The following is a 26047-nucleotide window of genomic DNA, read 5'->3' as shown; positions in this document are numbered from 1 at the left end:
ATTTACGACATTTTTCGGACAGCTTCTAGTTCAACTTGTAGTTCTCTAAACATCGTCATGATGCTGCTCAATTTTAATTCCTTTTCGTCATATTCTTGTGTATTGATGCAACATGTAAATTCCCAAACTTCCAATACTTCTTGAATGGGAACTTCATACGGAGCATAGGTTTTATTATCACTACTCAACAATAAGGTTTGTTTCTCCGCAATATGATTATACACACGTTTATACACCAAACCATCACTTTTGGTTAACACAATATAGGTGCGTCCGTCTTTGATATCTGAAATATCGTCTACATATTTTGCTACAATGTACGAACCGTCTTTTACTGGCAACATGGAATCTCCTTTGATCGGAAATGCACGATGTGTTCCGGTTGGTAAAAACGGTAATTTTATTTTTTGTAATTGTTCAATATATTCTGGATCGGCATAGCCAGCTAAATATCCAGCAGATGCTTTGGTAGGAATAATTTCGATGAGTTCATTATCATTTTCATCTACTGAAATCGGAAATAACAAGCGTTGATTCCCAATTTGCATAAATGAAGTATCTTTTGCTTGTGATAAATCATTTTTGACCAATATATCAATCGGTAACCTAAAATAGTCTGAAATATCAATTAAACGATCAATTGGTGGTTCGGAACGACCTTCTTCATAAGATCCAACTATGGAACGTGTCCAACCGAGTTCTTGCGCAAAGCGTTCTTGAGAAAAACCTTTTAACGAACGAAGATGTTTTATATTGATTTGAATATTTTTCATTTCCACAATTATTAATATTTTGTATTGCTACAAATATAAGTAAAAATTGCTACAAATAATAGTTTTTGTTTAAATCACTAATTATGAGAGGTTTAATTATTCATTTTCAAGCTCATTATAGAAATCTAATAAGAATAACACACGTTTTCGAAGCTGTCTTTTTTCGTAACTAACCGCAGCAGCCATTGCCAAACTTCCTCCTTGGTAACTTTTTTGGTAATACGAATAATAAAATTGCACATCAGATTTATGAAATGTTTGCCAAGTTACTTGCGTTTTTTCTAGTAACGCTACATCTAGAAGTTTTGGTTTGGCTTTTAATAAGTTTAACACTTTCGTAGCTTCCTTTTTCCAAGCTTTTAATGCTGCTTGTTCACACTGAATGCTTCCAATTGTAGTAGGAATTGCATTTTCAAGACATTTACTGTTTTCTATATCAATCGGATGATGTTCTTCTTGGCTATAACCATAAAATGATGTGGAAAGAAAGAGTAGAAGCAGCAATACGTTTTTCATAACGATTTATATTTAGTATTCAAATAGCAAGATACGCCTTTTATGTGTTTGGCTGTAGCCAGATTTTACTTCTCAATTTAGGTCACAAAAAAAGCGAACTTTTTAGTTCGCTTTTACTATATATTTTCTGAAGTAGTTTAACTAGCTTCCACAATATCTAAAACGTATGTTGGATCTTCAGCATCATTCAAAACAAACTCAACAGAGTTTACTTGAAAATCTTCCCAATCACTTGGATCAATTGGCCAACCACCAATTCTATTATCATCTTTATCAAATACATTAAACATTGGATAGTTATAATCGACTGTTCCTACTGCGATACCACCAAATACAGAAACGCCATCAGAAAATTTTGCGTAGGAAGCAGCCATAAAACCACCTTCGGTAACGCCTTCAGGAATTTTGAATTTTGATGGATCTTGCATCATTTCTGTCCATATATTTTTTCCGTCTTTAGGAATTGTCATTGTTGCGGTCAATTTTGTAGCCATGATTGTTTTTTTTAATGATTCGCTTCAAAGTTAGGAGGAAGTTTAGATTTAAAATAGCGTATAAATACCTTATTTTCAGATTGTCGCAAGGAGTTATTAAGATAAAAAAATATGTATGAATTATATTTTTAGCAAAAATCGGGTAACAAAATTACTTCTGTAGAACCCTTTCATATAAAATACTAACTTAAAAATTTTAATATTATGAAAAAACGAGCACTAAAAAAATTAGCAATTGGAAAACAAAACATTGTATCACTAAATAGTATTTATGGAGGAGCTTTGCCAACTACGCAACAATCAACTGTTGTTGAAGTAACAAAAAAAGGATCAATTTGTACCATAAAACTTTAAGTAGTTAGTATACTTAAAACTGGAAAAAGCTTCCAATATTGGAAGCTTTTAAAAAAAGGTCAGAATTTCTTCTGACCTTTTTAAATTGAAATTCATTGTATATTATTAATTGCATTATTCTTAAAAATTACTTTTATAAGCAAGCACAATCAGATTTAACATGTACTGTAAATGGAGCTGGTCCAGTAGTTCCACATCCACCTTGAAATGAACAATCATTCGTGCAATGATTTGAACATGGTAACCCTGTTCTTGCTTCCCCACCGCTTACAATAGTTGCATCAAGGTTTGATACTAAGCTTTTCTGTAAGTTTAATTTTCCGTTTAAATTCTTTTTTTTCATAATAGTTATTGTTTAAAGTTAATATTTAAAAGATTGTGTTTTGGCAACTTTTATTGCTGCCTTATACTGTAAAGATGCACAGAGAAACAACTGTAAACAATAGAGAATTCATAAGTGTAGCAATTTATTTCAAATTCGTAATCAATTAAAATTGGGCGTAAAAAAAGCCGCTTATCAAATTGACAAGCGGCTTTTGAATATGTAAATACTAAGTTGTTTTAGTAACTTAAAAAGTCTGTAAAATCAGGAATATCGTTGTATTCATTATAACTACAATCTGCTCCAGTTGTAGAAACACCTGTTATTCTATATGGGCGTGCAATGATAATGTTTGCATTGTTTTGTAGATATGTACTATTTACTGTTACATTTTCATTGGTATTATAATGACCATCAATTAATCGATAATCGTAATAGCGAACAATTCCATCATTCAAGTTTTTATCATTCATTGAATGTCCAGTAGTAGTAATGGAATATTCACCTCTATAATTCATTGATCTAGGAAAATACAACTCAATACAATTTTCAGTACTGATGTAGTTTATGAAAAACGAAAGGTAATTAATACTGTTACCATTTATAACTGATTCTCCATCACCTATTCCTTGTGGAGGCGGATTTGGTCTTGGTTTATCCACACCAGGTTCTACTTGATTTCCTTCAGTAATATTTAAATAATCAGCAATATAACCTCTGAAAACAATATTAAATACTGTGTTTTGAGTCAGCAGATCGTTTAACTTTATAACACGATTTCCGTTTTGGAGCAATGTAGCTACTTCATCTTGTGCTTCCGTACTATGTCGTAATACATATCCAGTTATAAATGCTGTCCAACGTAAATTGATTTCCATCATTTCTCTTTCACTATAATCGTCGTTTGAAATAGTTAAATTCTTCAGTGTTACAGGAGCTTGTGTAGCTTCTTCTTCAAGTTGTGTATTTTCTTTTTGACAAGAAACTATAAAAATGAGCAACAGTAACGAGAATTTTATTTTTTTCATATGTAATAGTTTAAAAGTGAACCTTGATTTAATAATCTAAAAAGTCTGTAAAATTTTGAATGTCATTATACTGTGTGTAGTAGCAATCTATTCCAGTTATAGGCGTATTTGAGTTTCTAAATGGGCGCGCAATAATAATGTTGTCATTACTTTGCACATATGCATCTGTAACTATTACATCATGTGTTGTAGAAAAAATGTCTTGAAAATCATTATGTGTCATTAATTGCGGATTGAAATAACGAATAATTCCATCATTAGAATCGTCTGTGGCATTCATTGGATGACCAGTTGTTGTAATATTATAATTTACTGAATAGTTCATTGATTTTGGAAAGTACAATTCAATACATTGGTTATTCAAAATATAGTTGATAAACATTGCTGTGCTATTTGAATGTCCGCCACCAATTCCTTGCGGTGGTGGATTTGGTCTTGTTTTATCATGATTTGGATACCCGATGAGTAAATAAAAATTTGTCTGCTCAATAAATTTATTCGCGAAAGCAGTATTATTTTCTAATAGTTGATGTAGCTTAATGGAGTTGTTTCCATTTTGAAGTAATAAAGCAACTTGATTTTGTGCGCCAGTATCGTTTCGCAACACACTTCCAGCAATATACGCTGTCCATCGTAAATTAATTTCTAGTATTTCTCGCGGACTATATTCGTCTAGTGTACTAAAACCGCTTTGTTTTGCGATAGTTTGTACTTCTTCTTCAAGTACAGTATCTTCTTTTTGACAAGAACAGATACAAAGTAATAACAGCAAAGGGATTACTATTTTTCTCATATGCAATAGTTTAAGGGTGAACTTTTATTTAAAAATAAGTATTTATTTTTCAACTAGTATCAATGCAATGATTAGTGAAGCTACTTATTTCAAATTCGCATATGTTTATTTCAAATTCGTACTAATTAGGTGAAGATTTTCTCTAAAGTATAGTCTTTTCTACGGCTAGAAACAGGAACTTTAATATCTAAATGTACAATGAGTACACCATTTTTATCATACTTAAGTACATGTTTTTTATTGACAATGTACGATTGATGACAACGAATGAACAATTCTGGAGATAACAATTCTTCTACCTTTTTCAAGGGTTTAGAAATCATTATTTTTTCGAGTTGTTGCGTGTAGAATGTTGTGTAGTTTCCTTCTGAACGACAATACAATATATCTTTCTCATATACTGCATATACCGCATCAGACGTTTTTAAAATGACTCTTTTCTCCTTAACACCTTCAAAAAAGTCTTGGGAAACTTCAATGAGTTTGTCCAAATGATTTTCTTCACTTTTTAGTGTAATCGCTTTTTCAATTGCTTCTGTAAATTCATTTTCGTCTACAGGTTTTAAAATATAATCTAAGGCACCAACTTTAATTGCTTTAATGGCATTATTATCAAATCCTGTAATGAAAATCACATTGAATGATTTATTGTCTATTGCTGTCAAAATATCAAATCCTGTTCCGTCTCCTAAGTGAATATCAAGTAAAATTAAATCAGGTTTTAACACTTGTACTTGTGCAATTCCATTAGCAACACTAGAAGCTTCTCCAACAACTTCAATAGTATCACTAAAATGTGTTTGCAACTTTTCTTTTAAGTCTGTACGAATAGTGGCTTCGTCGTCAATTATAAGGGTTTTAATTTTCATCCGAAAGTTTATAAGGAATTGCTAAGGTAACTAAAACTCCCGTTTCTGATTGTGTGTTTGTTTCTATAGAAATATCTTTTTTGGTCGATTTTTTTAAGAAATCAGCAATTAATTTAACCGAAATTGAGTCTTTAAATGAGCTTTTAGCTGAAGAAATTCCTTTGCCATTATCACGAATTGTACACAAAATATACGTGTCTTTTTTTGTAAAATTTAACGCAATTAAACCACCGCTTTCAATGTCTGAAAACCCGTGTTCAATACTATTTTCAACAAATGGTTGTAGTAACATTGGTGGAATAAATATAAAATCATCTGCTTCCATATTTTCATAAGTACATGTATATCTAAATTTTCCAGGAAAACGAATTAGTTGAAAATCCATGTATTTTTTAAGTGCGTCAATTTCTTTTTCAAATTGAATATAATTTTTAGTCGAATTTTCAAGAATCAAGCGTAATAAGCGTGAAAATTTCAATAAATGTTTTTTAGCTTCTTCCGAACTAAATTTGATTGTATTTTGAATAGAGTAGAGGACATTTGATGTAAAATGCGGATTCATCTGACTGCGCAATAAACGTTGCTGCATTTGTAAATTTTGATGTTCAAAACGTAGTTTTCTATTTCTAGAATAAAACATTCCGCCAATTATAATCAACAGTAAAAGACTAAAAAGTAAAAACAAGGTATTCCGCAAGCGAATGTTTTTGAGTTCAGTATTTTTCGTTTGTTGAAATAATAATTCTTCTTGAGCGGCAGCTTCTTTTAACGCTACTAACTCAGATTCATATTTGTTTTTATACGCTTTATTTTGATTGTCTAATAACTGATCCAATTTATCTTCAATAGTTTCTAATGACTGATTATTGTCGTTTGCTAGTCTTAGTTCGTATTTTAGTATATTTCGCTGATAATCAGTTGATAGTTGTTCAAAATTTTGTCCTTTAGCAGAATCTAAATATTTGCGAGCTTTGTCAAAATCTTTCTCAATAATATATGCTTCTGCAATGTTAGAATAGCTATTAGCAAGCAATTCGTTTTTATCGAAAAAGGTCAACAACTTTACATTTTTTAGTGACTTTTTGTAATTTTTAATAGCACTTTTAAAATCATTTTGATAAAAGTCATGAATTCCTTTAACAGAATAAATTTGTCGTTTTAAATCGGTGGTTAATAGCGAATCTTTCTTGATTAAATCGTTTAATATTAAAATACCTTCATCTGCACGATTCAAATTATCTAGAATGTTATATTGATTCAACAATTCTTGATAATTTGTGAGTTTTAGTGAAGGATTATTTGCAATAATTTCAATCCTCTTTTTATTAGCAATCAATGCTTTTTCAAATGCGTAAGCTCCTTTGTGAGTTTCTTCCAAAAAGTAATAATAATACCCAGCATTTAGCGGATCATTTTCTAAATTAATTTTTCGTTTAAATGAATCTGTTAATGTTTTACAATCACCATATTTACCTAGATTTTTAAAGGTTTCAAAAGCAACAAAGTAGTGATAAAATTGTCGTAAATTAGTTATAGAATCTTTCTGTGTTTCTGTAGTTTTATAAAAGTATTCGGAAGCTTTTTTTAAATCATTCGTATCTCTATAATACAAACCCAATAGAAACAAGTTTTCTGCTCGTAGCGAATCAGAAATAGTTATATGTTGCTGAATTAGTTTGTCTGCTTCTTGTAAGTAGTAAAACGTAGAATCTGCTGTGTTTTTTGAAGTTTTTTGTTGAAATGAAATGACTTTTTGAGACACTTCTGTATTGGTCAATTCTTTTTGACAACTCATCAATACAAATACTAAAAATATATAACAGCAATATTTTGACATGTAGTAAACATAGGAAAAAAAATAATAACAGAACTGAAATAGATTTAATCTAACAAGTATCGTGTAGACTATTCATTTTGAAATTTTATTTTAAAACACAAAAAAAGCTTCCAATATTGGAAGCTTTTTTAATTGTATGTATGTGGTAATTATTTAGTTTCTGTTGCTTTGTCAACAACAACTTTATTTTCTCTATTTGCCAATTCCCAAGCAGTATAAAATACCAAACGCGTACGATTTGTCAATAAATCATAGTTTATTTTATCTGGCGTATCTGTATGCTTATGATAATCATCATGTGTTCCATTGAAATAGAAAATTACAGGAATATTATTCTTTGCAAAATTGTAATGATCAGAACGGTAATAGTAACGATTTGGATCGTTTTCATCATTAAACGTATAATCTAATTCAATGTTTGTATACTTCTTATTAGCAGCTTCCGAAATTTCGTGTAATTCAGTACTCAATTTATCTGACCCAATTAAATATACATAGTTACGATCACCTTCAGTACGTTTTGGATCAATACGTCCAATCATGTCAATATTTAAATTTGTAACAGTATTCTCTAATGGAAAAATTGGACTTTGATCTGTGTAATATCTAGAACCTAGTAATCCTTTTTCTTCTCCTGTTACATGTAAAAATACAACCGAACGCTTTGGACCATTTCCTTCTGCTTTTGCTTTTTTGAATGCTTCAGCAATTTCAAGAATAGCTACCGTACCCGATCCGTCATCATCTGCACCATTATATACTTTTCCATCTTTTATACCTTCATGATCTAAATGAGCTGAAATGATAATGTATTCTTCTGGTTTTTCGTCACCTCTTATAATTGCAGCAACATTTTCAGAGTTAATCTCTTCAATCTCGTCAGCAACCGTAAGTTTTGCATTTATTGCAATTTTTTTAGCCGTTGCAGTATCTGCAATTGTTGGATGCATTGCTTTCGCTACATCGGTATTTAAGAAATAATAAAAGAAGTTGTTCGTTTCATTACTTTTCAACTTCATTCTACTACTATTCTTTACATATTTAAATTGTGCTTGAAAACGACTGTAATTATCATCTACATAAAAGAACAATCCTTTTACTTTATTTTCGCGTGCAGCATTTAGTTTAGAAGCCATTTCCTGACGTAAATATGCAGACCATTTTGAAGCTTCTTCCGTTCCAGAAACAATATATGTTCCATCAGCATTTGTTGGTTCTCCAATTTTGATTAAAACTACTTTTCCTTCTAAATTTTTTCCTTTGTAATCAGAATACTTTTCATCGTCAATTCCATATCCTATGTATTCAATTTCAGAAATATTGTTAACACCTTTTTCATTCGCAGCAAATGTTAAGAATTGGTCATCAAAAGGAAAGTCTTTTCCATTGATTGTTAATTCGGATTTTAAATCGCTACCTTTTTGTAAAGGAACATTCTGAAAATAGTTTCCATCTTTTTGTGCCGCAGAAATTTTAAGATTTTTGTATTCATCTCTCAAATAAGCTACTGCTTTCTTTTGTCCTGGAGCTCCAGTATCTCTTCCTTCAAATTCATCAGAAGCATACGTGTATAAATGTGTTTTTAATTCTGCTTCAGTAATTGTTTCTCCATAAGGAACTGGGTCAAGGTTTTTAGTCTTTTTCTTCTCTGCGGTATTGTGGTTTGTACCACATCCTATCATGATTAAAAGGGCTAAGGCTGCTAATTTTTTCATCTATTAAAAGTTATATTAAGTATAAAGTTGTGTAAAATTTGATGTTAGTTTTGACAAACAAAATCTAAATCATTGTAATTAAGTTACCCAACCTACTATTTTTAGGATGCCCAAAAGTACTGAAAACCAATACGTATTTTAGTTATAGATTTCTTAAAAAAATGTGAAAGGCTTCTATTTTTCGTATAAAAAAAGTCTATCAGTTATATTTCTGATAGACTTTTGTAAGATTTGTTATATATTTTTGAGAATTTTCTATTCAAGACCTTCAATGTCTTCTAACTCTTGAAGATCTTTCTCTTTTTGCTTTTCTTCTTTTTCTGTTTGCTCTACATCAACAGCCACTTTATTCTCTTTAAATAAGTTCATTGTAGTGATAGCTCCAGCCAAAAATGACAAGGCAATAATTAATTTTGGAACACTTTCGCGCAATCCTTTTTTTCTTGAAATGATAAGGGCAATTGCACCTAAAACGATTCCTAACACTACAGGGATATAGGCAAAATTATCTAAGATGAACGAAAGTAAAAAACCTAATACAGCGGCAATACTTCCTAGTATAATACAAAATGTTCTCATGTCTTTATTATCTTTTTGGTTTTCGTTTAATGATTAGTTGGCAACACCAACAGCTTTTGTGAGTTGTAGCATACCACTTCCGATTGGAATTGTGAATTTTGCTTGTACAGGAATTTTATTTGCGTCAGCAGTAAGCCAAAGCGTTCCCGACTTTAGGAAATCACCTGAAGTAATTACTTCTAGTTTGTAACATTGTTTCGTTCCTAAATTTCCTGCTTTTATGGTTTCTTTTCCCATAAATTTTATAGTAACAGGAGTTTCTTCTCTATCAAAAATAATATTGAATGTTTTTGTATCTCCAACGCTAGCATTGGCAATAGGTAAATTTCTTAAATTATATAAAGTAGAAACAACATCCATAGCTTGACTACTAATGCTAAAGTCTTTACTTTGAACCCAATCAGTTCCATCACCTCTTCGTTTTGTCTGTGTACTTTTTACGGTTTTATTTTTTTGATTATACACATACTTCATTTTCTTTTTATAGCCACCTTCTTGAATATCTCTTCTGTATAAAAAAGGTAATAATGAAGATTTCCCTACATAAGACTCATATAAATCTCTAATGCTGAAAAAAGCATCAAACTTTTTAAAGGTACTTGCACGACATTTAAAATGATATAATGTATTACTTTTAGTTTTTACTTCGGAAGTTTCCATGCTCACTTGCGCAAGTTGCGTCATAAACCCCGACATTTTATACGATGCCGTAAAGGTTAATTTTTCTCCATCTTTAAAAGCCGTTTTCTGTTGTGCCGTAGCTGTTAATTGAAACAGACATGTGACTAAAAATACGCATACGATCTTTTTCATATTCCTTTAATTTATTCTTTATTTATTTCATTCTATAACGCAGAGTTAAACACTTATTGTGCCAAACATTTATTTCCGTTAAAAATATCTTTTTACATTTTGTAGCTTTGGCAAAAATACATGATTAGAAAATAGTGAAGAAATTTATATATCACAAACGAAACTTCTTTAAAAATACCTATTGTATTTTTACTGCTGTAGATTCCAATATTTTGGCAGATAAAAAGCCAGATTATACAAGCAGATCAGGTAGTCAGTACTTTTATACTGAAGATGGTGTATATCGTATTTCTTCACATTGGGGAAGAGCAGCAACGTGCAAATGGCGTTTACAGACAGATGCTTCAAACTTTCGAAACGGCACAAAAACAGGTTTTGCCAAATGGAATCATTTTTTTAATGATAATGATGTTGAAAAACTGTATTTCGTTAAAAAGAGTGTATTTACACATAAATACGAATACTTTCATAAAGAAGAACCAAGCTATGCCACAGACTTTGTTTTGCGCACTTCTGGTGAAACTCGCAAAGTATTACGACAGCTCAAAGCTATCACAACAGAAACCAAATGGGCAAAGTACATTCCGCATGATGATTTAGAGGATTTACGCGATTTTTTAATCAATGGTTTAATTACTTCTAATAAAACATTACAAGAACTAAAGCGCGAGTACTAATCGACTTCTTTATAAAAAAGAAACGCCTAATAAAATCCAGCCGATTACTAATAGCAATCCACCAAGCGGTGTAATTGGTCCTAGAAAACGCAGTTTTTTACCCTTTGCACTACTGATACACAATCCGTAAATACTGAATGAAAATAACAATGTTCCTATGACAAAACACCAAGCAACAGCAGTTTGTAGACTTTCAGTAAACGAAAATTGAAAACCTATGATGAGTAAAACAATGGCGTGATACATTTGATATTTTACACCAGTTTCAAAGCTTTTTAATAATTCTTCTGAAAGTATCTTTTTTAATGCGTGCGCACCAAAGGCTCCAAAAATAATTCCCAATGCGCCATACAAAGCCGCAATTAATAATACGTATTCTTTCACACGTTTAAATTTTAGTAACTATTCAAAAAAAATCTAATTATAAAATTAAGAACGCGTGTTACCACTTCGTTCTTACATTAAAAATTTTAAATTGCTTCTTTACAGAAGATGTTTTTAAAATTTATTAATATTCGTTTCATGACGCAAAGGTAAAGTATATTACTGATTCATTTCCATAGTTGAATCAAATTGGCAACATTTTGCTAATTTTTTATAAGCAGCTTTATCACCAGTAATTTCATCAGTATCGTATCCTGCGGCAGCAATAGCTTTATGAAACTCTTTTTCCTTAACTTTTGCTTCATCATATGAAATTGCGATACTTTTCTTTTTTACATCCCAAATTGCATCTGCAACACCATCAACGCTTTTAACTGCTTTTTCAATATTTGTTTTACACATACCACAGTTTCCACGGACACCAAAGTTAATCATTGATAATTCTTTCCCTTCAACTGTTGTAGTCGGAATTTCTGTTTCTACTTTTGATTTCGTTTCGTTTTTACAACTAATTACTGTAAATGCTACAAGTGCGATTACGCCTAAAATTACTTTTTTCATATTTTATGTTTATTTGTTCTATTCTCTGTTTATTTGTTTGTTTTTTGAAATTTCCTAACACCCAAAACTACTCCAAAACCTTCTTCACACTTCCGCAGGTTAGCATAGCATCGCCAAAATACGGATTTCTGATGATTTCTTCAGTACTCAGCCAATACGCACCTTTATTATCATCAGCCATTGGACAAAATTGTACAGTTAGTTTTTGATCTAATGTTTTAAAATTTTCTATAACCGCAATCATATGATTGGAAATGATTTGAAAGCTTTTGCGTTGTCGTTCAATAGGTACATCTTTATTGATACTTTTTGAAGTTTTATGTAATACTGCCCAGTACATGTCTAAAGTCTCTCGTTGCGATTTATTTAATTGATCTAATGCATTTAGGAATGCTGCGCTTTTTTCAGCTGTTAGAGCTGTATCACTTTGTACAAGCGCATCTTTTAACGCTACATATGCAGTAATACTTGGCCGAAATGCTTTTTCAAATGCTGCATCAAACTCCATTTGCTTAGTTACATTTGCCTGTGTTGATGTATGTTTCGGCGTATTCATCATAGATTTTTTTCCTTGCAATTGTGCTGCAGCATCAACTGTAAATGCTCCATTTGTTACAATTTCATCATCTTTAGAAAGTCCTGAAAGTACTTCGTAGTTTTCTGAAGTAGCGTTTCCAAGTGTAATTTCTCTTGCTTCAAAAATTGGTTCGTTTGCCGAAGTTTTTACATATACAACTGATCTTTTTCCTGTCCACAATACAGCAGATTTAGGAATACTAATTGCCGTAGATTGTTTTGTAGTATTCTGTAATGTTCCTGTGACAAACATACCAGGTTTTAAGTTTTTAGCACGATTGTTCAATTCAACTTTTACAGCAATAGTTCGTGTTTTTGTATTTAATACAGGATCAATGAAACTAATGGTTGCCGCGATTTTTTCATTCGGGTTCGCGTTGGTTGTAATGGTAATTTTATCACCTTTTTTCAAACTTGACAATTGTTTTTCATACGCGTCAAAACTTGCCCAAACTGTATTTAAATTTGATACTTTAAACAATGCGCCACCTTCCATTACATGATTTCCTTCTTCCACCAACTTTTCAGTAATAACACCAGAAACACTTGCATAAATTGGAAATTGTGAAGCTACTTTTTTAGAGGTTTCAATCTGTTGAATTTGCGTTTCGGTAAGTTTCCACAATTTCAACTTATTACGAACCGCTTTGTACAATGCAGGTTGCGATTCCTTCATGCGCATTGCTGTAATAAGTTCTTGCTGCGTTGTCACCAACTCTGGCGAATAAATCAATGCAATTCGTTGTCCTTTTCGGACTTCTTCGCCAGTTACATTTACATACAGTTTTTCAATACGACCGCTAAAATGTGCGGTTTGTGTTGCGTTCGTCTTTTCGTTGGCTTCAATGGTTCCTGTGAGTTGTAAAGATGTACTTTCTGAATTTCCTTCATCAACTGTTGTTGTTTCAATATTTGCGAGCGCTATGGCGTTCTCTGTCATGCGAAACTGATTTGAAGACAATTCGGTAGTAGATTGTTGTGCAGGAATCAAATCCATGCCGCAAATAGGACAATCGCCAGCTTCTGGTTGTTGAATCTGTGGATGCATAGAACATGTCCAAATACCAGCTGTTTCAGTAGTTTCATGCATGTGAGTTTCGGAAGTTGTAGTTCCTGAAAAGGCGAACTTTCCAATTACAATTCCTGCAATAATTAAAATGATGTATATGATATATTTCTTCATGATAAAATGTATAAATTAAGTAGCATCCAAGTTGCCATAACTAGCATGATACTGTTTTCAATAAAAGTAGCTTTGGTCATCGGAAGCTTTAAGGCAGTTCCTAAACACGCACATTGAATCGTTTGTTTGGTAAATAATGCTTTTGTAACGCCAATGGTGGTAATTCCTAGAATAATAATGGTTGTAATCAACGCAATTGGAATTTGAAATCTTAATAAAAAGAACAATCCAAGTGTCACTTCTATAAATGGATAGATCCATGCGTAAGCAGGAATTTTCTTGGCTAACGGATCATACATTTGAAATGATTTTGGAAATCCTGTGTAATCTAAAAACTTAAAAAAGCTAAATACAATGTAAAATAAACCCATAAAATCTAGCATGAATTCTGATGTTGACCAATCGTTAAAATTCATTAAAACTCCAGCTGTTATGATATAAAAGAAGATTAGAAACAACGGAAATAGTTGTTGTAATTCACTCTTTTCAACAGTTTCTGTTTGATCAAAAACATTTTTTGTTAGTTCTTGAATGGTATATTTTTCAGGCAAAGCAGCTTGCACAACATTCAAGTCGAGTAGAGTAGGAGATTCTACAATGGCTTCCGAACGTTCTAAATTCACAGTTACCGAAGTTATAGTGTCCAAGTTCGTCAAGATATGTTCAACTTTAGCTTTGCAACCGCTACACGTCATTCCTGTGATGTTATATGTCTTTTTCATGTGCTTTAATCTTGTTGTTGTGTTAAAAAGTCAGAAATAGCTTTGTTGGTAAAATAGGTTTGTACATCGGTAACTTTCTGTAATTCAAATTCTAACTTTAATTGATCTAACGCTAGTAATTGTTCAAAGTCCATTTTTGCAGTTTGATATGCTGCTAAAATCACTTCTTTCGCCTGTTTTGCTTGTACAATATTTTTGTCTTGTGTTTTCGCGCTTTCTCGGGTATTCATCATTTTATTTCTTGCTTCTTCTAATGCAATTAACAACTGATTTTTTACGGTTATTTTTGTTTGTGAAATTGCTTTTTGCTCTAGTTGTAATTGTTTTTGCTTCGCGACGTGTCTCTTGTTAAACAACGGAATTGAAACGCTTACCATTGGCATAATAACGTCTTTTCCATTGTCGGGTAATGAGATACCTAATCGTTCGGAAACTAACACATAATCGAGTCCGAAACCAATTGTTGGGTTTCCTTCTTTTTTAGCAACGATTTCCGATTGTTGCAACGCGTTTTCCAAATAGTCCAATTGTTGCAACTTTGGATGTCCTATAATCGTATCATCACTTGCAAATAGCTCGTTTTTTGGTATTTGCAACGAATCTAGTACGACAACTTCTCTATGAATTGACTTATTTAATAATAGATTGAATTGAATCTTTTTACTTCTAAGATCTTCAGAAATAGCTAGGGATTGTTGTTGTAGCGTATTTTTCTTCATTTTAATGTTTAGTACATCAACCATATTTGTACGATTGTTTTCCAATTCGTTCAACGCTAATTTTTCATAGGTATCCAAAATTTCAATATGTTGCCATGTAATGGTTTCTTTTTGTTGTAGTTTGTACAATTCGTAATAAACAATTTTCACATTCAATGAAAGCTGTTTTCTTAGAAAATCAAGTTCACTTTCTTTGGCATCTGCTAAATATGCTGCATTTTTTTTCTTCGCGCTAAGCGTACCAAACCAAGGTATTTTTTGACTTGCCGAAAATCGTGCTCTTTGTGGTCCAACTCGCGTTTCTACAGCTTGTGCAAATACGCCAACGCCCAATTGTGTGTTTGGCAAACTTCCAACTTCGTTTATTTTTTCCAAGGCGCTTTCGTATTGAAACTGTTTGGCTAAAATTTCTGAGCTGTTTTTTTCGGCTTCCGCCAGATAGTGCTCAAGCGTTTGTCCGTTGGAAATTGTTACCATCAAAAAGCAACAGATTATATATGTATATGTGTGCTTCATGTATTTTGTTTTTTTAATTGAATTTCTTGATGCCAACTATATAAAACAGGCACAATAAATAGTGTGATAAGTGCAATTAACATTCCACCAAAACTTGGAATTGCCATCGGAATCATAATATCACTTCCACGACCTGTAGAGGTTAAAATTGGTATTAATGCTAATAACGTTGTGGCAGTTGTCATTAAACACGGACGAATTCGTTTTTGTCCAGCTTTTACGACAGCTTCCCTAATTTCTTCAGTTGTCGTTGGAATACTTTTTTTGAATGATTGTGTCAAATAGGTTGCCATAATAACGCCGTCATCGGTTGCAATTCCGAATAAGGCAATAAATCCTACCCAAACGGCAACACTCAAATTGATTGTCTTGATTTGAAATAACTCACGCAAATTGGTGTCAAAGATGGAAATATCTAAAAACCACGATTGTCCATAGAGCCAAATCATAATGAAACCACCAGCAAAAGCAACAGCAATTCCAGCAAAAATAAAGAACGAAGTCGCTACAGATTTAAACTGAAAATATAGAATTAAAAAGATGATAACAAATACAATAGGGACAATAATTACTAAAGTCTTTTCTGCACGAACTTGTTGTTCATACGTTCCCGAGAATTCATAATTTACACCTTTTGGAACTAGTAAACTTCCATTATCAATATGTTCTTGAATGATTGTTTTTAATTCTTCTACGAGCGTAACTTCTGCAATATTTGATTGTTTGTTGAATAATACGTAACTCACTAAGAACGTATCTTCACTTTTAATCATTTGCGGACCTTTTTCGTAGGCAATCGTTACAATTTCTTTGAGCAGAATTTCACCACCATTTGGCAATGGAACAAGAATGTTTTCCAAATCTGTAGGATTAGAACGCAATTCGCGCGGATAGCGAATACGAACATTGTAGCGCTCTCTACCTTCAATTGTTTGTGTGACTATTTTTCCACCAACGGCTACTTCTAAAATGCTTTGTACTGCTTTGATAGACAATCCATAACGCGCAATTTCATCTCGATTGATGTCTATGATTAGATATGGTTTCCCAATTAAGCGTTCGGCAAAAACAGTTGCTGGTTTTACATCAGGTACTTCTTTTAAGATACGTTCTAACTCTAAACCAAAAGCTTCAATTTGTTCTAAATTTTGCCCTTTTATTTTAATTCCCATAGGAGAGCGCATGCCAGTTTGCAACATAATTAACCGTGTTTCAATTGGTTGTAGTTTTGGTGCAGACGTTATACTTGGTAGTTTGGTAGCTTTTACAATTTCATTCCAAATGTCATCGGGCGATTTTATATGTGGTCGCCAATTGCGGTAGAATTCACCATTTTCGTCTGGAATTAGTTGTGATCTAGATGCTACGTTCGTTCCTTGCGCGATTCGATCTGACGATTTCAATATAAACAAACCGTCATCATCAACTTTAAAGCGTTGTGGGTTTCCGTTTTCGTCTAAGATGTATTCGGATTTGTATTTTATAATGTTTTCATACATAGACAATGGCGCAGGATCGAGTGCACTTTCTACACGTCCAGATTTTCCAACTACGGTTTCTATTTCAGGAATGTTGGCAACTGCCATATCCAATTGTTGTAGTATTTTTTTGTTTTCGGCAATTCCTGCATGTGGTAACGAAGTTGGCATTAGTAGAAACGAACCTTCATTTAATGCTGGCATAAATTCTTTTCCTGTAGTTCTCCAAATTTGAAAACCTGTGAGTAAAATTACCAATGGAATGCTTAGAAATAGTAATTTGTTTGCCAATGCCCAACGTAATAAACGTTCGTAATATTTTATGAAGATTAGAAACGTACCAATCACCAATAAACATGTTATTGCGACAAATAGAAAGTTTGTTCCCAAACCATTTGTATGTCCTAATGGTCGCCAATAGTTTGTTAGTACAATTACTAATAGCGTGATTGCTGTAATAATGTGAATATGTTTCGTTGTCTTTTTTGTAATTACTTTTTGAAGTTGTAATAGATTTGCAATTCCAAAAATGAGTAATGCAATTCCTAAGTAAATTCCACTTATAATGGCATAAATACCAATTAGAATCATCAGCGCATTTAGTACATATGTGAGCTTTTGTGATGTTTTTTTCCAACCAAATAACCAAGCTGCCAATGCAGGTAAAATAAACAAGGTTACTATAATTGCCGAAACCAATGCCATTGTTTTGGTGTAGGCGAGTGGACTGAATAGTTTTCCTTCTGCACCAACCAACATAAATACAGGAATAAAACTTACGATGGTTGTTAATACGGCAGTCAAAATAGCGCCTGAAACTTCCGAAGTAGCTTTGTATACAACTGTATTGACTGGTGTTTCTTCTGTATCTTCTTCTAGATGTCGTGTAATGTTTTCAATAAGGACAATTCCCATGTCTACCATTGTTCCTATTGCAATGGCAATTCCCGAAAGGGCAACAATATTAGCATCTACATGTCCGAGTTTCATCGTGATAAACACAAATAAAACAGCAATTGGTAATACACTAGCAATTAAGATAGAAGCTCTTAAGTTTAACACCATGATGATGATAATTAAGAGTGTAATGAGAATTTCTAGAGATAAGGCTTCTTCCAATGTATGAAGCGTTTCTTCAATTAATTCGGTACGATCATAAAAAGGAACAATGGTTAATTGTGAAACACGTCCGTCTTTTAGTGTTTTAGTAGGTAAACCAGTTGCAATGGTTTGTATTTTACTTTTTACATTGTTGATTACTTCCATCGGATTCGCGCCAAAGCGAGCAACGACAACGCCACCAACTACTTCTGCGCCTTCTTTATCGAGAATTCCTCTTCTTTCGGCTGGACCGAGATATACCTTAGCTACATCTTTTATACGAATAGGCGTAAAGTTTTCTGATTGAATTGAGGTATTTTCAATGTCTGCAATCGATTTTATATAGCCTAAACCACGAACTACATATTCCGCTTGATTGATTTCAATGGTTTTTGCGCCAATTTCTTTGTTGGTGTTTCGAACTGCGTTTACAACTTGAGTGAGTGAAAGCTTGTGTTTTTTTAGAACATCCGGATCTACATCTATTTGATATTCTTGTACATAACCACCAATGGAAGCTACTTCCGACACATCGGCAGCACTTGATAGTGCAGGTTTTACATAGTAATCTTGAATACTTCGGAGTTCTTGTAAATTCCAACCGCCAGTTACATTTCCGTTTTCGTCTCTACCTTCTAGCGTGTACCAAAATATTTGTCCTAATCCAGTTGCATCTGGTCCAAGCGTTGGTTGTACATTTTCGGGCAGTAAAGAACTCGGTAAAGCGTTTAGTTTTTCCAAGATTCGGCTTCGACTCCAATAAAAATCTATGTCATCATTAAATATGATATAGATACTTGAGAAACCAAACATGGACGAACTTCGAACCGTTTTTACACCAGGAATTCCCATTAAAGCAGTTGTTAATGGATAGGTAATTTGATCTTCAATATCTTTTGGAGAACGTCCTTGCCATTTGGTGAATACAATTTGTTGATTTTCGCCAATATTAGGAATAGCATCTACGGCAACTGAATTTTTTGGAAAATCTCCTAAGTTCCAGTTGAAAGGCGCTGTGCTAAGTCCAAACCCAATAATGATGCAGAGTAGGAGTATAGCAACTAGTTTGTGATTTATTAAAAATTGAATGCTTTTGTTGAGCATGAATGTTGATATTTATACGTACGAATTGTTTGAAAATAGTGTATGTGTTGATTTTCCAGTATGAAGTATCAAATGGAAAGTAACGTTCGTAGTATATGTATCAAATTAAGAAAGTCTCGTCGAGCAACTGAATGTTCTTGACCAGTGGTGGCGGAATGTATGGTTTGTAGATCGCTTTTTCTTGATCTTCCGATGGAAGCACGTAGATATAACTATATACAAATGCCTTTATGAATGTTTGTGTAGTGAATGCAATGTCGTCATAGCTTGACTGTAATTCATCTTGTCCTTGAATAAACGTACTAATGTCATTACAACATGGAGTTTGTTGTATTGTAGTTTCTTTTGAGGAAGCTTGTTCCATCTCCATACCACAATTTTCAGCAGCAATACCAATTGCCATGCTCATTTTTTGCCCACCACAAATATGTTCATTGATCGTGAATGAGAATGTAGAACATAACACTATAAGTGCTAGAACAGATGAACAGATATGTTTGACTAATTTTTGCATTTAGAACTGTAAAAGTACGAAAACTATATGAATAGCAATAGTATGCGTGTTAAATAGCTCTTAATGTTTAGAATTTATGAAGAATGTAACACTATTTTTTATTTTGTTTTATTCTTATAAAAACGTTCTTTTTTGCTTTTAGTTTTTATAAAACTAACCTAGCTTTGTATAAAATTATAACTCATGTTAACTTTTTTTAAATCGTATATAGATGTAGATACTGCTGAAGGAATTTTGTGGTATTCTTTGCTAGTTCTTTTTGTATCATGGGCACTTTCTCGAGTGTTTCGATTTATCCTTATTATTTTTTTAGAACGTAAGCAGCGTCAAAAACGTTTTGGAGTAACAACCTTAAAGTTTATTAAAAACTCCATTCGATTTTCGTTTATAATTATAGGTATTTTTATAATTATCTTTACTGTTCCTAAATTACGTGAACAAGCAGGATTGATTTTCTCTGGAGCTGGAATTTTAGCGGCAATTATAGGTTTTGCAGCGCAGAGTGCCATTTCCAATTTAATTGCTGGTTTGTTTATTGTCATCTTTAAACCATTTAGAGTTGGCGATTATATAAAGTTAGATGATCAGCGTATTGGTATTGTAGATGATATTACATTGCGTCATACAGTGATTAATAATTTTGAAAATAAACGCTTAATTATTCCAAATTCAGTTATTAGTACGGAATCAGTATTAAACCACACTATAGACGATTCAAAGGTATTGAGTTTTAATAATTTTTATGTAGGAGTTCATGCAGATATTGATCAAGTACGCAAAATAATACAAGAAGAAGCTTCACATCTAGATAACGTCATTCATCATACTTCTGAAACTGGCATTGATACGGCAGAGGTTCGAGTTATTGAGATAAAGGAAGGATATATTCATGTCCGTGGATATGTATGGCTTAGTGAACCTTTTGCTGAGTTTAGAACAAAATGTGCTTTAAAGGAAGCAGTGCATAAACGTTTTCAGAGTGAGAATGTTCATTTGCCAATTCCACTGCACAAAATTGTAGATTAAGCGATTATACGTAAGTAGTATGTGTATTTCTTAAAAGCAGAAGCAACCTTTTGTTCGTTTGTAAAAGATTGCTTCATTTTTTTTTGATAACTACATTGTTGTATAGTTATTAATTGTCAGTGCAATGCCTGTCTGTTTCTTCTTCACAAATGCCACAAGTTTTGCCATAACAAGTGTCTACTGCTTCATCTTGTGTAAATAATGAACCGCCAATAAGTTTTTGGGGCGTAAGGTTAGCAATTGCTTTTTTCTGTAATCGTAAAGATTTTAATTGTTTTGTTTTCATACTAATATTCGTTTTATGATTTTAATTAAAAGTAGTAAAGCTGAATAGAATGTGAAAACAATAGTATTCGAGATTTATAAATACAGAAGAATTTAGCAAAAAAAGCGAACCTTTACAGTTCGCCTTTTTTACTGGTAAATTTTTATTGTTTTCACTTCTTAGCAGATTGGAAGCGTATTTGCATCTACTTCAATCGTTTTACAACGGTTTTGAGAGTTATAGGTGCCACAACCAATTTGGAATGTACAGTTGAACGTACAATTAAATGTACAAAAGATTGTTTGTGGTCCTGTTCCACATACTACATAATGTGTGTTTGGAACGGCTGCTCCTCCATTAAGTGTACTTTTATTTAGGTTAGAAACAGTTGATTTTTTAATGTCTAAATTTTTTAACTTTTTTTTCTTCATGATGTAATAATTTATATAATTAATAATTTGGTTTTTTGTTTAATGAACTTTTTAACAAATTGGTCGTGTAGCATCATCTACTTCATTTGTTACACAATGACCTTTTGAGTTGTGTGTACACGTAAATACTACAGTACAAAGATTTGTTTCTGGATCAATACCGCATACAACATAGCGTGTATTAGCAGCCAAACCGGCTAAGATCTCTTCTTTGTTTAGATTAGAAATTGTTGACTTTTTTACGTTTAGGCTTTTTAGATTCTTTTTTTTCATCAGATGTCATCTTTAGGAATATCAAGTTAGAAAGAACCCAAAGGAGTATGGTATGGTTTTACCATAAAAAGTAGTATTGTATCTGTAAATGAGTTAGTTAAACTGTTAAAGTTTTAGTTTTTTAATTTCTGAACGCAGTTGAGGAAAGTTTACAGGTTTCGAAAAGTATTGATCAAATCCTATGTTTTTGAAGTGTTTTTCATCGCCAGGCATGGCATAAGCAGTTACAGCAAATACAGGAGTTATGCTTGCAATTTTAAGTTCTTGTAGCTTTTTGAGTACTTCGCAACCATCCATTTGATTTTTTCCAAGATTGATATCGAGTAGAATTAAATCGAGTTCATTTTCTTGTGCAATGTTAATAGCTTCTTTTCCATTTTCGGCAATTAAAATATGTGTATCTTCTTGAGATAACATTTTATCCATTACCATTGCATTTACTTTGTTATCTTCTACGTATAAAATCTTTAGTTGCATACGGGAAGTTTTATAATAAATTCTGAACCTTTGAGAGCTTCACTTTTGACAGTTATATGACCATCTAAAATTTCAATGTATCGTTTGGATAAACTTAAGCCAATACCAGTTCCTTCATATTTACGATTGAAACCAATACTTTCTTGTATAAACGGATCAAATATTTTCGTAAGATTTTCTGATTCAATTCCGATACCTGTATCTTTTACAGAAATAAAACCATTTTTTCGTTCTTCATCTGTATATATATGAATGGTAATATCACCAGTATGCGTATATTTTATAGCATTGTGTATGATATTGTTAAAAGCCGTTCGGAACAATTCTTCGTTAATTTCAACTTTTGGCTGACTTTCATCTAAGATGAGTTTGTAATTCAGTTTTTTTCCTTCTGCCAAATGATCAAATTCTCTATATGAACTTTCAACAGTAAAATTTAAATCACATACTTTTAATTCTAAATTACTTTTTATTGCTTCAACCTCACTAAAGTTTGATAAGTTATTAATGGTTTCCAACAAGCGATCTTTACTTTCGTTGAGGTAATGCAATAGTTTTTCACGTTCATTTTCGTTTTCCTCTGTAATTAATAAATTACTAATTGCCATGATTCCATTGAGAGGTGTACGTATTTCATGACTAAAGTTGGCAAGAATGTTCGTTTTAAGACTGTTTAATTCTTGTTCTTTTATATGTGCTTCTTTTATAGCGATCTCTGCCATTTTTCGTTCTGTAATATCTAACGAACCTAATAATACAGCAGTAACATTTTTTTTCTGATCAAAAATTGGCGTGTATTGTATTTCTAACCATTGTGAATTTCCTTCGTTGGTAATACGTTCTACTTCTTTTCGAGTCATGTTGCCTTTTAATGCTTCATTGAACGAGTCAGCAAATGTATGTTTAAAATTAAGTGGTAATACATCTATAAAACGACAAGATGTACTATTTGGATTTACATTAAAATCTTTCTCAATGATCGTTACAGACGCTTTATCCGTAAGTAATATTTTTCCGTCTGTATTTAGTAGAAATGTGTATAAAAAACCATTGTTAACCATTGCTTGTAAACGACGCTGATTTGTTAAAATGAGTTGTTCATTCTTTTTACGTTTATTTACGTCAATCAGGTTTCCAATCATACGTACCGTATTGCCATCTTTATCTTTTTTGCAATATCCATACACTTCATAATAGCGATATTCTCCATCTAAGTGACGCAATCGATATTCATTAAAATAATAGGCATCTTTCTCTTGAAAATTCGCTTCTTGTCGTTCTAAAGCACCTTTTAGATCATCGGGATGAATCATTCTTCTAAATTCAGAAGTAGGCAAGAAATCTTCTGTAATAGACAATCCTAACATTTTTCGAAATGAAGGATTAATATAAACCATATTTTCATCCAACCTTTGGTCAAATAAACCTGACCGAATTCCTTTTAAGGCTAGCTTTTTTGTTTCTTCACTATGTTTTAGTTGTTCTATATATCCTTGTACTTCTGTTACATCTACTATAATTCCGTTTACAAAAATGACTTCATCATTATGAATCAAAGGTTCTGCCATGATTCGGAAATAATGTGTTTTAGCATTTTCTTTTTCATTTACTTCAATGAAATCAAAAGGCTTTTTTGTTTTGATGAGTTTTACAAGATGTTCATGTACGCGATTTTTATTTTTTTCTGGATATGAATTTTGTCGTTTAATTTCTCTGTCAGGATCATTTGGATCAATTCCATGCATAGTGTAGCATTCGCTAGACCAGAAGAGTTTGGCTGTTTTTGGATTGTAATACCATGTGGCAATATCACCAAATTCTGAAACCGCCATAAATACTTGATGCTCCTTTTCCTGCTTCGTTGTTTCTGTACCAATTGCATAAATGCTATCATTCTCAAGTATAAAATCGAGCTTTAGTGTCAATACTCCATCTTCTGTTGTAGTACAAAATTTTAAGTGTTGATGATAAATCGCTGTTTTTTCAGTAATAGTATTTAGAATATTTTCTAAAGTAACTTTACAATTATCGAGTACAAAATTGAATATCGAATGCGTAACCACTGCTTCTTTTGTAGTACAAAAACATTTTTCAACATGTGTGTTTATGTGTTGGATGTTTCCTTTTTGATCAAGAATAATCAGGAACAAGCTTGATTTTTGTAAGACATTTGCGTCTAGCAGGTTGGTATGCATTCGTTTTTGAGTGGGTTTAGGAAACTAAAAATATGAAAATCATTTGAATTGCATTTAGGATTTAACAATTATTGTAGCTTCCTTTTTTAATACAGATACTATTTCCAATTAAAACAGTCCTTAAGGTCTAATTGATTACTTTGTAAATAACTATAAAATAAAAAAAGCCGAAACATTGGTTTCAGCTTTCTTATCGTTACTTTTTAACAAACTTTACAGCTAACAAATAGGGAATATAGTTGTCTGTAATTGACATTGAAAATTAGTACATAAAAAACTATCTAGTTCACATTGAACGCCAGTAGCACAAAGTCCGCTTACGCAAGCAGCATTAGTATCTACACAACCATTATATTGGGTTGGCGCAGGTTGTTGATTGTTTCCACCTAATTTAGTTGCTAAATTTGCAACAGATTTTTTGTTTAATGATAATCCGTGTAATTGCTTTTTTTTCATTTTAATATAGGTTAAAGTTATTTGTAGAAAATACTGTAATGATCAAAAACGATAGTACGGGAACGCCTTATTTAACAATGAATATATATGTTAAAGTTATAAGGAATGTAACGTAAGAAAATTTAAAAGTTAAAAAATAGAACCGTAGTTCACTTTTCTGTTTATAGCTACAAACTTAGTATTGTAACGCCTTGTGAACAGTCTGAAAATGAGTTGTGTACTATTTAATTGAGAAACTCCTTTAAATTAACAAAAACACATATTTTGAATATATGATTAAAAAAATATTGGTAACTTTAGATGTATCTAAATACTTACAACGTGCCGTCTTTTCAAAAACCAAAATTTGTATTTCCTTTTACTGTTTCTGATGAAATAGATAGTTTACTGCGACACAAAATAAAACGTGGTATTCCTGAACTATGTGATGACAAACTATTAATAGCTTCTTGGAATGTCGCAAATTTAGGATTACAAAAAAGACACGCAGACCATTACAAATTGATTGCTGAAATGATTAGTTGGTTTGATGTGATAGCGATACAAGAAGTAAACAACAATCTTATAGGACTTAGAAATGTTGAATCAGAATTGCCAAGTCACTATGATATCTTATTTTCAGACAATGGTGGAAATAACGAACGATCTGCATTTATCTACAACAGTAGAAAAATAAGGCAACTAGAACTTATTGGAGAAGTTGCGATACCACCAAAAGATCATAAGTTTATAAAGATCAAAGGAATATCGCAAAAATTCACTGGATTTGATCGAAATCCGTATTTGGCTTCTTTTCAATGGAACAACTTCACGTTTATTCTAATTACAGTACATTCTTTTTCTGGGGGAAAAACAAAACCACACATGAATAGGCGAGCGCTAGAAGCGTATGCAATTTCACGTTATGCGGATATAAATAGGAAAAGTAAATATGCATTCTCAAAAAATATCATTGCGCTAGGTGATTTCAATATTCCTAAAGTTGATAAAAAAGATATTGTATACAAAGCATTACGAAGTAGAGGATTAATGCTTCCAAACCACTCTACGAAGGTATATTCTAACATATCCAATGACAAACAATTTGATCAAATAGCATTTTTACCTGCTATAAAATCTAAAATCATTATTGATGGTGTTTTTGATTTTGACAATGTAATCTTTTCAGCGTTGTGGAAAAATGTAAGCCCAAAAGACTTTAGAGCCTATTTACGCTATTATATCTCTGATCATAGACCTTTGTGGATGCAGTTGAAGTTGTAAATCTTATAGATTGGATTGAGCGAAGTTAAAGTC

The 26047-nt window shown here is 32.2% G+C and carries 28 protein-coding genes; 4 read left to right on the top strand and 24 right to left on the bottom strand.

From position 1 onward, the window contains the following. Positions 1 to 2 precede the first annotated feature (2 nt). From ACUUYC_RS22920 to ACUUYC_RS22910, 3 genes are all read right to left on the bottom strand, one after another. On the bottom strand, positions 3 to 773 hold the full coding sequence (locus tag ACUUYC_RS22920; RefSeq protein WP_474269740.1) for an XRE family transcriptional regulator: 771 nt from the start codon (positions 771 to 773) through the stop codon (positions 3 to 5). A 96-nt stretch (positions 774 to 869) separates the two neighbouring features. Next, the gene (locus ACUUYC_RS22915; protein WP_474269739.1) at positions 870 to 1289 is read right to left on the bottom strand and encodes a lysozyme inhibitor LprI family protein; all 420 of its coding nucleotides are present in this window, start codon (positions 1287 to 1289) and stop codon (positions 870 to 872) included. 137 nt (positions 1290 to 1426) lie between these two features. After that, the gene (locus ACUUYC_RS22910) at positions 1427 to 1783 is read right to left on the bottom strand and encodes a hypothetical protein (RefSeq protein ID WP_474269738.1); all 357 of its coding nucleotides are present in this window, start codon (positions 1781 to 1783) and stop codon (positions 1427 to 1429) included. A 204-nt stretch (positions 1784 to 1987) separates the two neighbouring features. Here ACUUYC_RS22910 and ACUUYC_RS22905 point away from each other — a divergent pair, with 204 nt between their 5' ends. Beyond that, positions 1988 to 2137 (top strand): hypothetical protein, encoded by a 150-nt coding sequence (locus tag ACUUYC_RS22905; RefSeq protein WP_474269737.1) that lies wholly within the window; start codon positions 1988 to 1990, stop codon positions 2135 to 2137. 133 nt (positions 2138 to 2270) lie between these two features. Here the strand turns inward: ACUUYC_RS22905 and ACUUYC_RS22900 are convergent, their stop codons facing one another. The 8 genes from ACUUYC_RS22900 to ACUUYC_RS22865 form a co-directional block, all read right to left on the bottom strand. Beyond that, entirely contained in the window at positions 2271 to 2480 is a 210-nt protein-coding gene (locus tag ACUUYC_RS22900) for a hypothetical protein (RefSeq protein ID WP_474269736.1), read from the bottom strand. Between the two features lie 218 nt (positions 2481 to 2698). Beyond that, positions 2699 to 3487, bottom strand: coding sequence for a hypothetical protein (locus tag ACUUYC_RS22895; protein WP_474269734.1), 789 nt, complete (start codon positions 3485 to 3487; stop codon positions 2699 to 2701). 28 nt (positions 3488 to 3515) lie between these two features. After that, positions 3516 to 4280, bottom strand: coding sequence for a hypothetical protein (locus ACUUYC_RS22890; RefSeq protein ID WP_474269733.1), 765 nt, complete (start codon positions 4278 to 4280; stop codon positions 3516 to 3518). A 125-nt stretch (positions 4281 to 4405) separates the two neighbouring features. Then, on the bottom strand, positions 4406 to 5149 hold the full coding sequence (locus tag ACUUYC_RS22885; RefSeq protein ID WP_474269731.1) for a LytR/AlgR family response regulator transcription factor: 744 nt from the start codon (positions 5147 to 5149) through the stop codon (positions 4406 to 4408). Next, positions 5139 to 6944: a histidine kinase gene (locus ACUUYC_RS22880; protein ID WP_474269729.1), complete on the bottom strand. Its 1806-nt coding sequence runs from the start codon at positions 6942 to 6944 to the stop codon at positions 5139 to 5141. The genes ACUUYC_RS22885 and ACUUYC_RS22880 overlap by 11 nt, the downstream gene beginning before the upstream one ends. Positions 6945 to 7135: 191 nt before the next feature. Beyond that, a complete protein-coding gene (locus tag ACUUYC_RS22875) occupies positions 7136 to 8701 on the bottom strand; it encodes a M28 family peptidase (RefSeq protein WP_474269728.1) in 1566 nt (521 codons plus the stop codon). 255 nt (positions 8702 to 8956) lie between these two features. Next, positions 8957 to 9280, bottom strand: coding sequence for a hypothetical protein (locus ACUUYC_RS22870; RefSeq protein ID WP_474269727.1), 324 nt, complete (start codon positions 9278 to 9280; stop codon positions 8957 to 8959). 33 nt (positions 9281 to 9313) lie between these two features. Then, a complete protein-coding gene (locus ACUUYC_RS22865; RefSeq protein WP_474269725.1) occupies positions 9314 to 10093 on the bottom strand; it encodes a DUF3108 domain-containing protein in 780 nt (259 codons plus the stop codon). A 134-nt stretch (positions 10094 to 10227) separates the two neighbouring features. On the opposite strand from ACUUYC_RS22865, the gene ACUUYC_RS22860 reads away from it, so the two are divergent. Continuing rightward, complete coding sequence (locus ACUUYC_RS22860) at positions 10228 to 10770, top strand: hypothetical protein (RefSeq protein WP_474269723.1); 543 nt, start codon at positions 10228 to 10230, stop codon at positions 10768 to 10770. A gap of 9 nt (positions 10771 to 10779) precedes the next feature. Here the strand turns inward: ACUUYC_RS22860 and ACUUYC_RS22855 are convergent, their stop codons facing one another. From ACUUYC_RS22855 to ACUUYC_RS22825, 7 genes are all read right to left on the bottom strand, one after another. Further along, the gene (locus ACUUYC_RS22855; protein WP_474269721.1) at positions 10780 to 11154 is read right to left on the bottom strand and encodes a DUF423 domain-containing protein; all 375 of its coding nucleotides are present in this window, start codon (positions 11152 to 11154) and stop codon (positions 10780 to 10782) included. A 159-nt stretch (positions 11155 to 11313) separates the two neighbouring features. Next, positions 11314 to 11715, bottom strand: a complete 402-nt coding sequence (locus tag ACUUYC_RS22850; RefSeq protein WP_474269720.1) for a heavy-metal-associated domain-containing protein — start codon at positions 11713 to 11715, stop codon at positions 11314 to 11316. A 67-nt stretch (positions 11716 to 11782) separates the two neighbouring features. Then, positions 11783 to 13474: an efflux RND transporter periplasmic adaptor subunit gene (locus ACUUYC_RS22845; RefSeq protein WP_474269718.1), complete on the bottom strand. Its 1692-nt coding sequence runs from the start codon at positions 13472 to 13474 to the stop codon at positions 11783 to 11785. Next, entirely contained in the window at positions 13471 to 14196 is a 726-nt protein-coding gene (locus tag ACUUYC_RS22840) for a heavy-metal-associated domain-containing protein (protein ID WP_474269716.1), read from the bottom strand. The genes ACUUYC_RS22845 and ACUUYC_RS22840 overlap by 4 nt, the downstream gene beginning before the upstream one ends. 5 nt (positions 14197 to 14201) lie before the next feature. Next, a complete protein-coding gene (locus ACUUYC_RS22835) occupies positions 14202 to 15431 on the bottom strand; it encodes a TolC family protein (RefSeq protein WP_474269714.1) in 1230 nt (409 codons plus the stop codon). Continuing rightward, entirely contained in the window at positions 15428 to 19114 is a 3687-nt protein-coding gene (locus ACUUYC_RS22830; protein WP_474269712.1) for an efflux RND transporter permease subunit, read from the bottom strand. The genes ACUUYC_RS22835 and ACUUYC_RS22830 overlap by 4 nt, the downstream gene beginning before the upstream one ends. A gap of 100 nt (positions 19115 to 19214) precedes the next feature. Next, positions 19215 to 19628: an HYC_CC_PP family protein gene (locus ACUUYC_RS22825; RefSeq protein ID WP_474269710.1), complete on the bottom strand. Its 414-nt coding sequence runs from the start codon at positions 19626 to 19628 to the stop codon at positions 19215 to 19217. A gap of 183 nt (positions 19629 to 19811) precedes the next feature. Here ACUUYC_RS22825 and ACUUYC_RS22820 point away from each other — a divergent pair, with 183 nt between their 5' ends. Continuing rightward, positions 19812 to 20654 carry a mechanosensitive ion channel family protein gene (locus ACUUYC_RS22820; protein ID WP_474269708.1) on the top strand — a complete coding sequence of 281 codons (843 nt, stop codon included), beginning with the start codon at positions 19812 to 19814 and terminating at the stop codon, positions 20652 to 20654. A gap of 109 nt (positions 20655 to 20763) precedes the next feature. Here the strand turns inward: ACUUYC_RS22820 and ACUUYC_RS22815 are convergent, their stop codons facing one another. The 6 genes from ACUUYC_RS22815 to ACUUYC_RS22790 all read right to left on the bottom strand — a co-directional run bounded on the left by ACUUYC_RS22815 (position 20764) and on the right by ACUUYC_RS22790 (position 24751). Then, positions 20764 to 20940, bottom strand: coding sequence for a hypothetical protein (locus ACUUYC_RS22815; protein ID WP_474269706.1), 177 nt, complete (start codon positions 20938 to 20940; stop codon positions 20764 to 20766). 158 nt (positions 20941 to 21098) lie between these two features. Beyond that, entirely contained in the window at positions 21099 to 21350 is a 252-nt protein-coding gene (locus ACUUYC_RS22810; RefSeq protein ID WP_474269704.1) for a hypothetical protein, read from the bottom strand. A 51-nt stretch (positions 21351 to 21401) separates the two neighbouring features. Continuing rightward, entirely contained in the window at positions 21402 to 21623 is a 222-nt protein-coding gene (locus ACUUYC_RS22805; RefSeq protein WP_474269702.1) for a hypothetical protein, read from the bottom strand. Positions 21624 to 21728: 105 nt separating this feature from the next. Next, entirely contained in the window at positions 21729 to 22100 is a 372-nt protein-coding gene (locus tag ACUUYC_RS22800) for a response regulator (protein WP_474269700.1), read from the bottom strand. Next, positions 22091 to 24295, bottom strand: coding sequence for a PAS domain-containing sensor histidine kinase (locus tag ACUUYC_RS22795; protein WP_474269698.1), 2205 nt, complete (start codon positions 24293 to 24295; stop codon positions 22091 to 22093). The genes ACUUYC_RS22800 and ACUUYC_RS22795 overlap by 10 nt, the downstream gene beginning before the upstream one ends. Positions 24296 to 24514: 219 nt before the next feature. Next, the gene (locus ACUUYC_RS22790) at positions 24515 to 24751 is read right to left on the bottom strand and encodes a hypothetical protein (RefSeq protein WP_474269696.1); all 237 of its coding nucleotides are present in this window, start codon (positions 24749 to 24751) and stop codon (positions 24515 to 24517) included. Between the two features lie 300 nt (positions 24752 to 25051). On the opposite strand from ACUUYC_RS22790, the gene ACUUYC_RS22785 reads away from it, so the two are divergent. Continuing rightward, a complete protein-coding gene (locus ACUUYC_RS22785) occupies positions 25052 to 26014 on the top strand; it encodes an endonuclease/exonuclease/phosphatase family protein (protein WP_474269694.1) in 963 nt (320 codons plus the stop codon). Positions 26015 to 26047: the final 33 nt, after the last annotated feature.

The sequence above is a fragment of the Kordia sp. E genome, from assembly GCF_056033805.1.
Note: the sequence above shows the minus strand (reverse complement) of the source record. Positions and strands in the feature narration are given on the sequence as shown.

What these genes read in the sequence shown, in the direction of transcription:
- ACUUYC_RS22890 (WP_474269733.1), bottom strand. Translation starts at nt 4,280, where the DNA reads ATGAGAAAAATAGTAATCCCTTTGCTGTTATTACTTTGTATCTGTTCT.
- ACUUYC_RS22885 (WP_474269731.1), bottom strand. Translation starts at nt 5,149, where the DNA reads ATGAAAATTAAAACCCTTATAATTGACGACGAAGCCACTATTCGTACA.
- ACUUYC_RS22870 (WP_474269727.1), bottom strand. Translation starts at nt 9,280, where the DNA reads ATGAGAACATTTTGTATTATACTAGGAAGTATTGCCGCTGTATTAGGT.
- ACUUYC_RS22820 (WP_474269708.1), top strand. Translation starts at nt 19,812, where the DNA reads ATGTTAACTTTTTTTAAATCGTATATAGATGTAGATACTGCTGAAGGA.
- ACUUYC_RS22850 (WP_474269720.1), bottom strand. Translation starts at nt 11,715, where the DNA reads ATGAAAAAAGTAATTTTAGGCGTAATCGCACTTGTAGCATTTACAGTA.
- ACUUYC_RS22900 (WP_474269736.1), bottom strand. Translation starts at nt 2,480, where the DNA reads ATGAAAAAAAAGAATTTAAACGGAAAATTAAACTTACAGAAAAGCTTA.
- ACUUYC_RS22845 (WP_474269718.1), bottom strand. Translation starts at nt 13,474, where the DNA reads ATGAAGAAATATATCATATACATCATTTTAATTATTGCAGGAATTGTA.
- ACUUYC_RS22825 (WP_474269710.1), bottom strand. Translation starts at nt 19,628, where the DNA reads ATGCAAAAATTAGTCAAACATATCTGTTCATCTGTTCTAGCACTTATA.
- ACUUYC_RS22875 (WP_474269728.1), bottom strand. Translation starts at nt 8,701, where the DNA reads ATGAAAAAATTAGCAGCCTTAGCCCTTTTAATCATGATAGGATGTGGT.
- ACUUYC_RS22805 (WP_474269702.1), bottom strand. Translation starts at nt 21,623, where the DNA reads ATGAAAAAAAAGAATCTAAAAAGCCTAAACGTAAAAAAGTCAACAATT.
- ACUUYC_RS22910 (WP_474269738.1), bottom strand. Translation starts at nt 1,783, where the DNA reads ATGGCTACAAAATTGACCGCAACAATGACAATTCCTAAAGACGGAAAA.
- ACUUYC_RS22920 (WP_474269740.1), bottom strand. Translation starts at nt 773, where the DNA reads ATGAAAAATATTCAAATCAATATAAAACATCTTCGTTCGTTAAAAGGT.
- ACUUYC_RS22830 (WP_474269712.1), bottom strand. Translation starts at nt 19,114, where the DNA reads ATGCTCAACAAAAGCATTCAATTTTTAATAAATCACAAACTAGTTGCT.
- ACUUYC_RS22815 (WP_474269706.1), bottom strand. Translation starts at nt 20,940, where the DNA reads ATGAAAACAAAACAATTAAAATCTTTACGATTACAGAAAAAAGCAATT.
- ACUUYC_RS22840 (WP_474269716.1), bottom strand. Translation starts at nt 14,196, where the DNA reads ATGAAAAAGACATATAACATCACAGGAATGACGTGTAGCGGTTGCAAA.
- ACUUYC_RS22880 (WP_474269729.1), bottom strand. Translation starts at nt 6,944, where the DNA reads ATGAGTTGTCAAAAAGAATTGACCAATACAGAAGTGTCTCAAAAAGTC.
- ACUUYC_RS22905 (WP_474269737.1), top strand. Translation starts at nt 1,988, where the DNA reads ATGAAAAAACGAGCACTAAAAAAATTAGCAATTGGAAAACAAAACATT.
- ACUUYC_RS22800 (WP_474269700.1), bottom strand. Translation starts at nt 22,100, where the DNA reads ATGCAACTAAAGATTTTATACGTAGAAGATAACAAAGTAAATGCAATG.
- ACUUYC_RS22895 (WP_474269734.1), bottom strand. Translation starts at nt 3,487, where the DNA reads ATGAAAAAAATAAAATTCTCGTTACTGTTGCTCATTTTTATAGTTTCT.
- ACUUYC_RS22790 (WP_474269696.1), bottom strand. Translation starts at nt 24,751, where the DNA reads ATGAAAAAAAAGCAATTACACGGATTATCATTAAACAAAAAATCTGTT.
- ACUUYC_RS22915 (WP_474269739.1), bottom strand. Translation starts at nt 1,289, where the DNA reads ATGAAAAACGTATTGCTGCTTCTACTCTTTCTTTCCACATCATTTTAT.
- ACUUYC_RS22835 (WP_474269714.1), bottom strand. Translation starts at nt 15,431, where the DNA reads ATGAAGCACACATATACATATATAATCTGTTGCTTTTTGATGGTAACA.
- ACUUYC_RS22865 (WP_474269725.1), bottom strand. Translation starts at nt 10,093, where the DNA reads ATGAAAAAGATCGTATGCGTATTTTTAGTCACATGTCTGTTTCAATTA.
- ACUUYC_RS22785 (WP_474269694.1), top strand. Translation starts at nt 25,052, where the DNA reads ATGTATCTAAATACTTACAACGTGCCGTCTTTTCAAAAACCAAAATTT.
- ACUUYC_RS22810 (WP_474269704.1), bottom strand. Translation starts at nt 21,350, where the DNA reads ATGAAGAAAAAAAAGTTAAAAAATTTAGACATTAAAAAATCAACTGTT.
- ACUUYC_RS22795 (WP_474269698.1), bottom strand. Translation starts at nt 24,295, where the DNA reads ATGCATACCAACCTGCTAGACGCAAATGTCTTACAAAAATCAAGCTTG.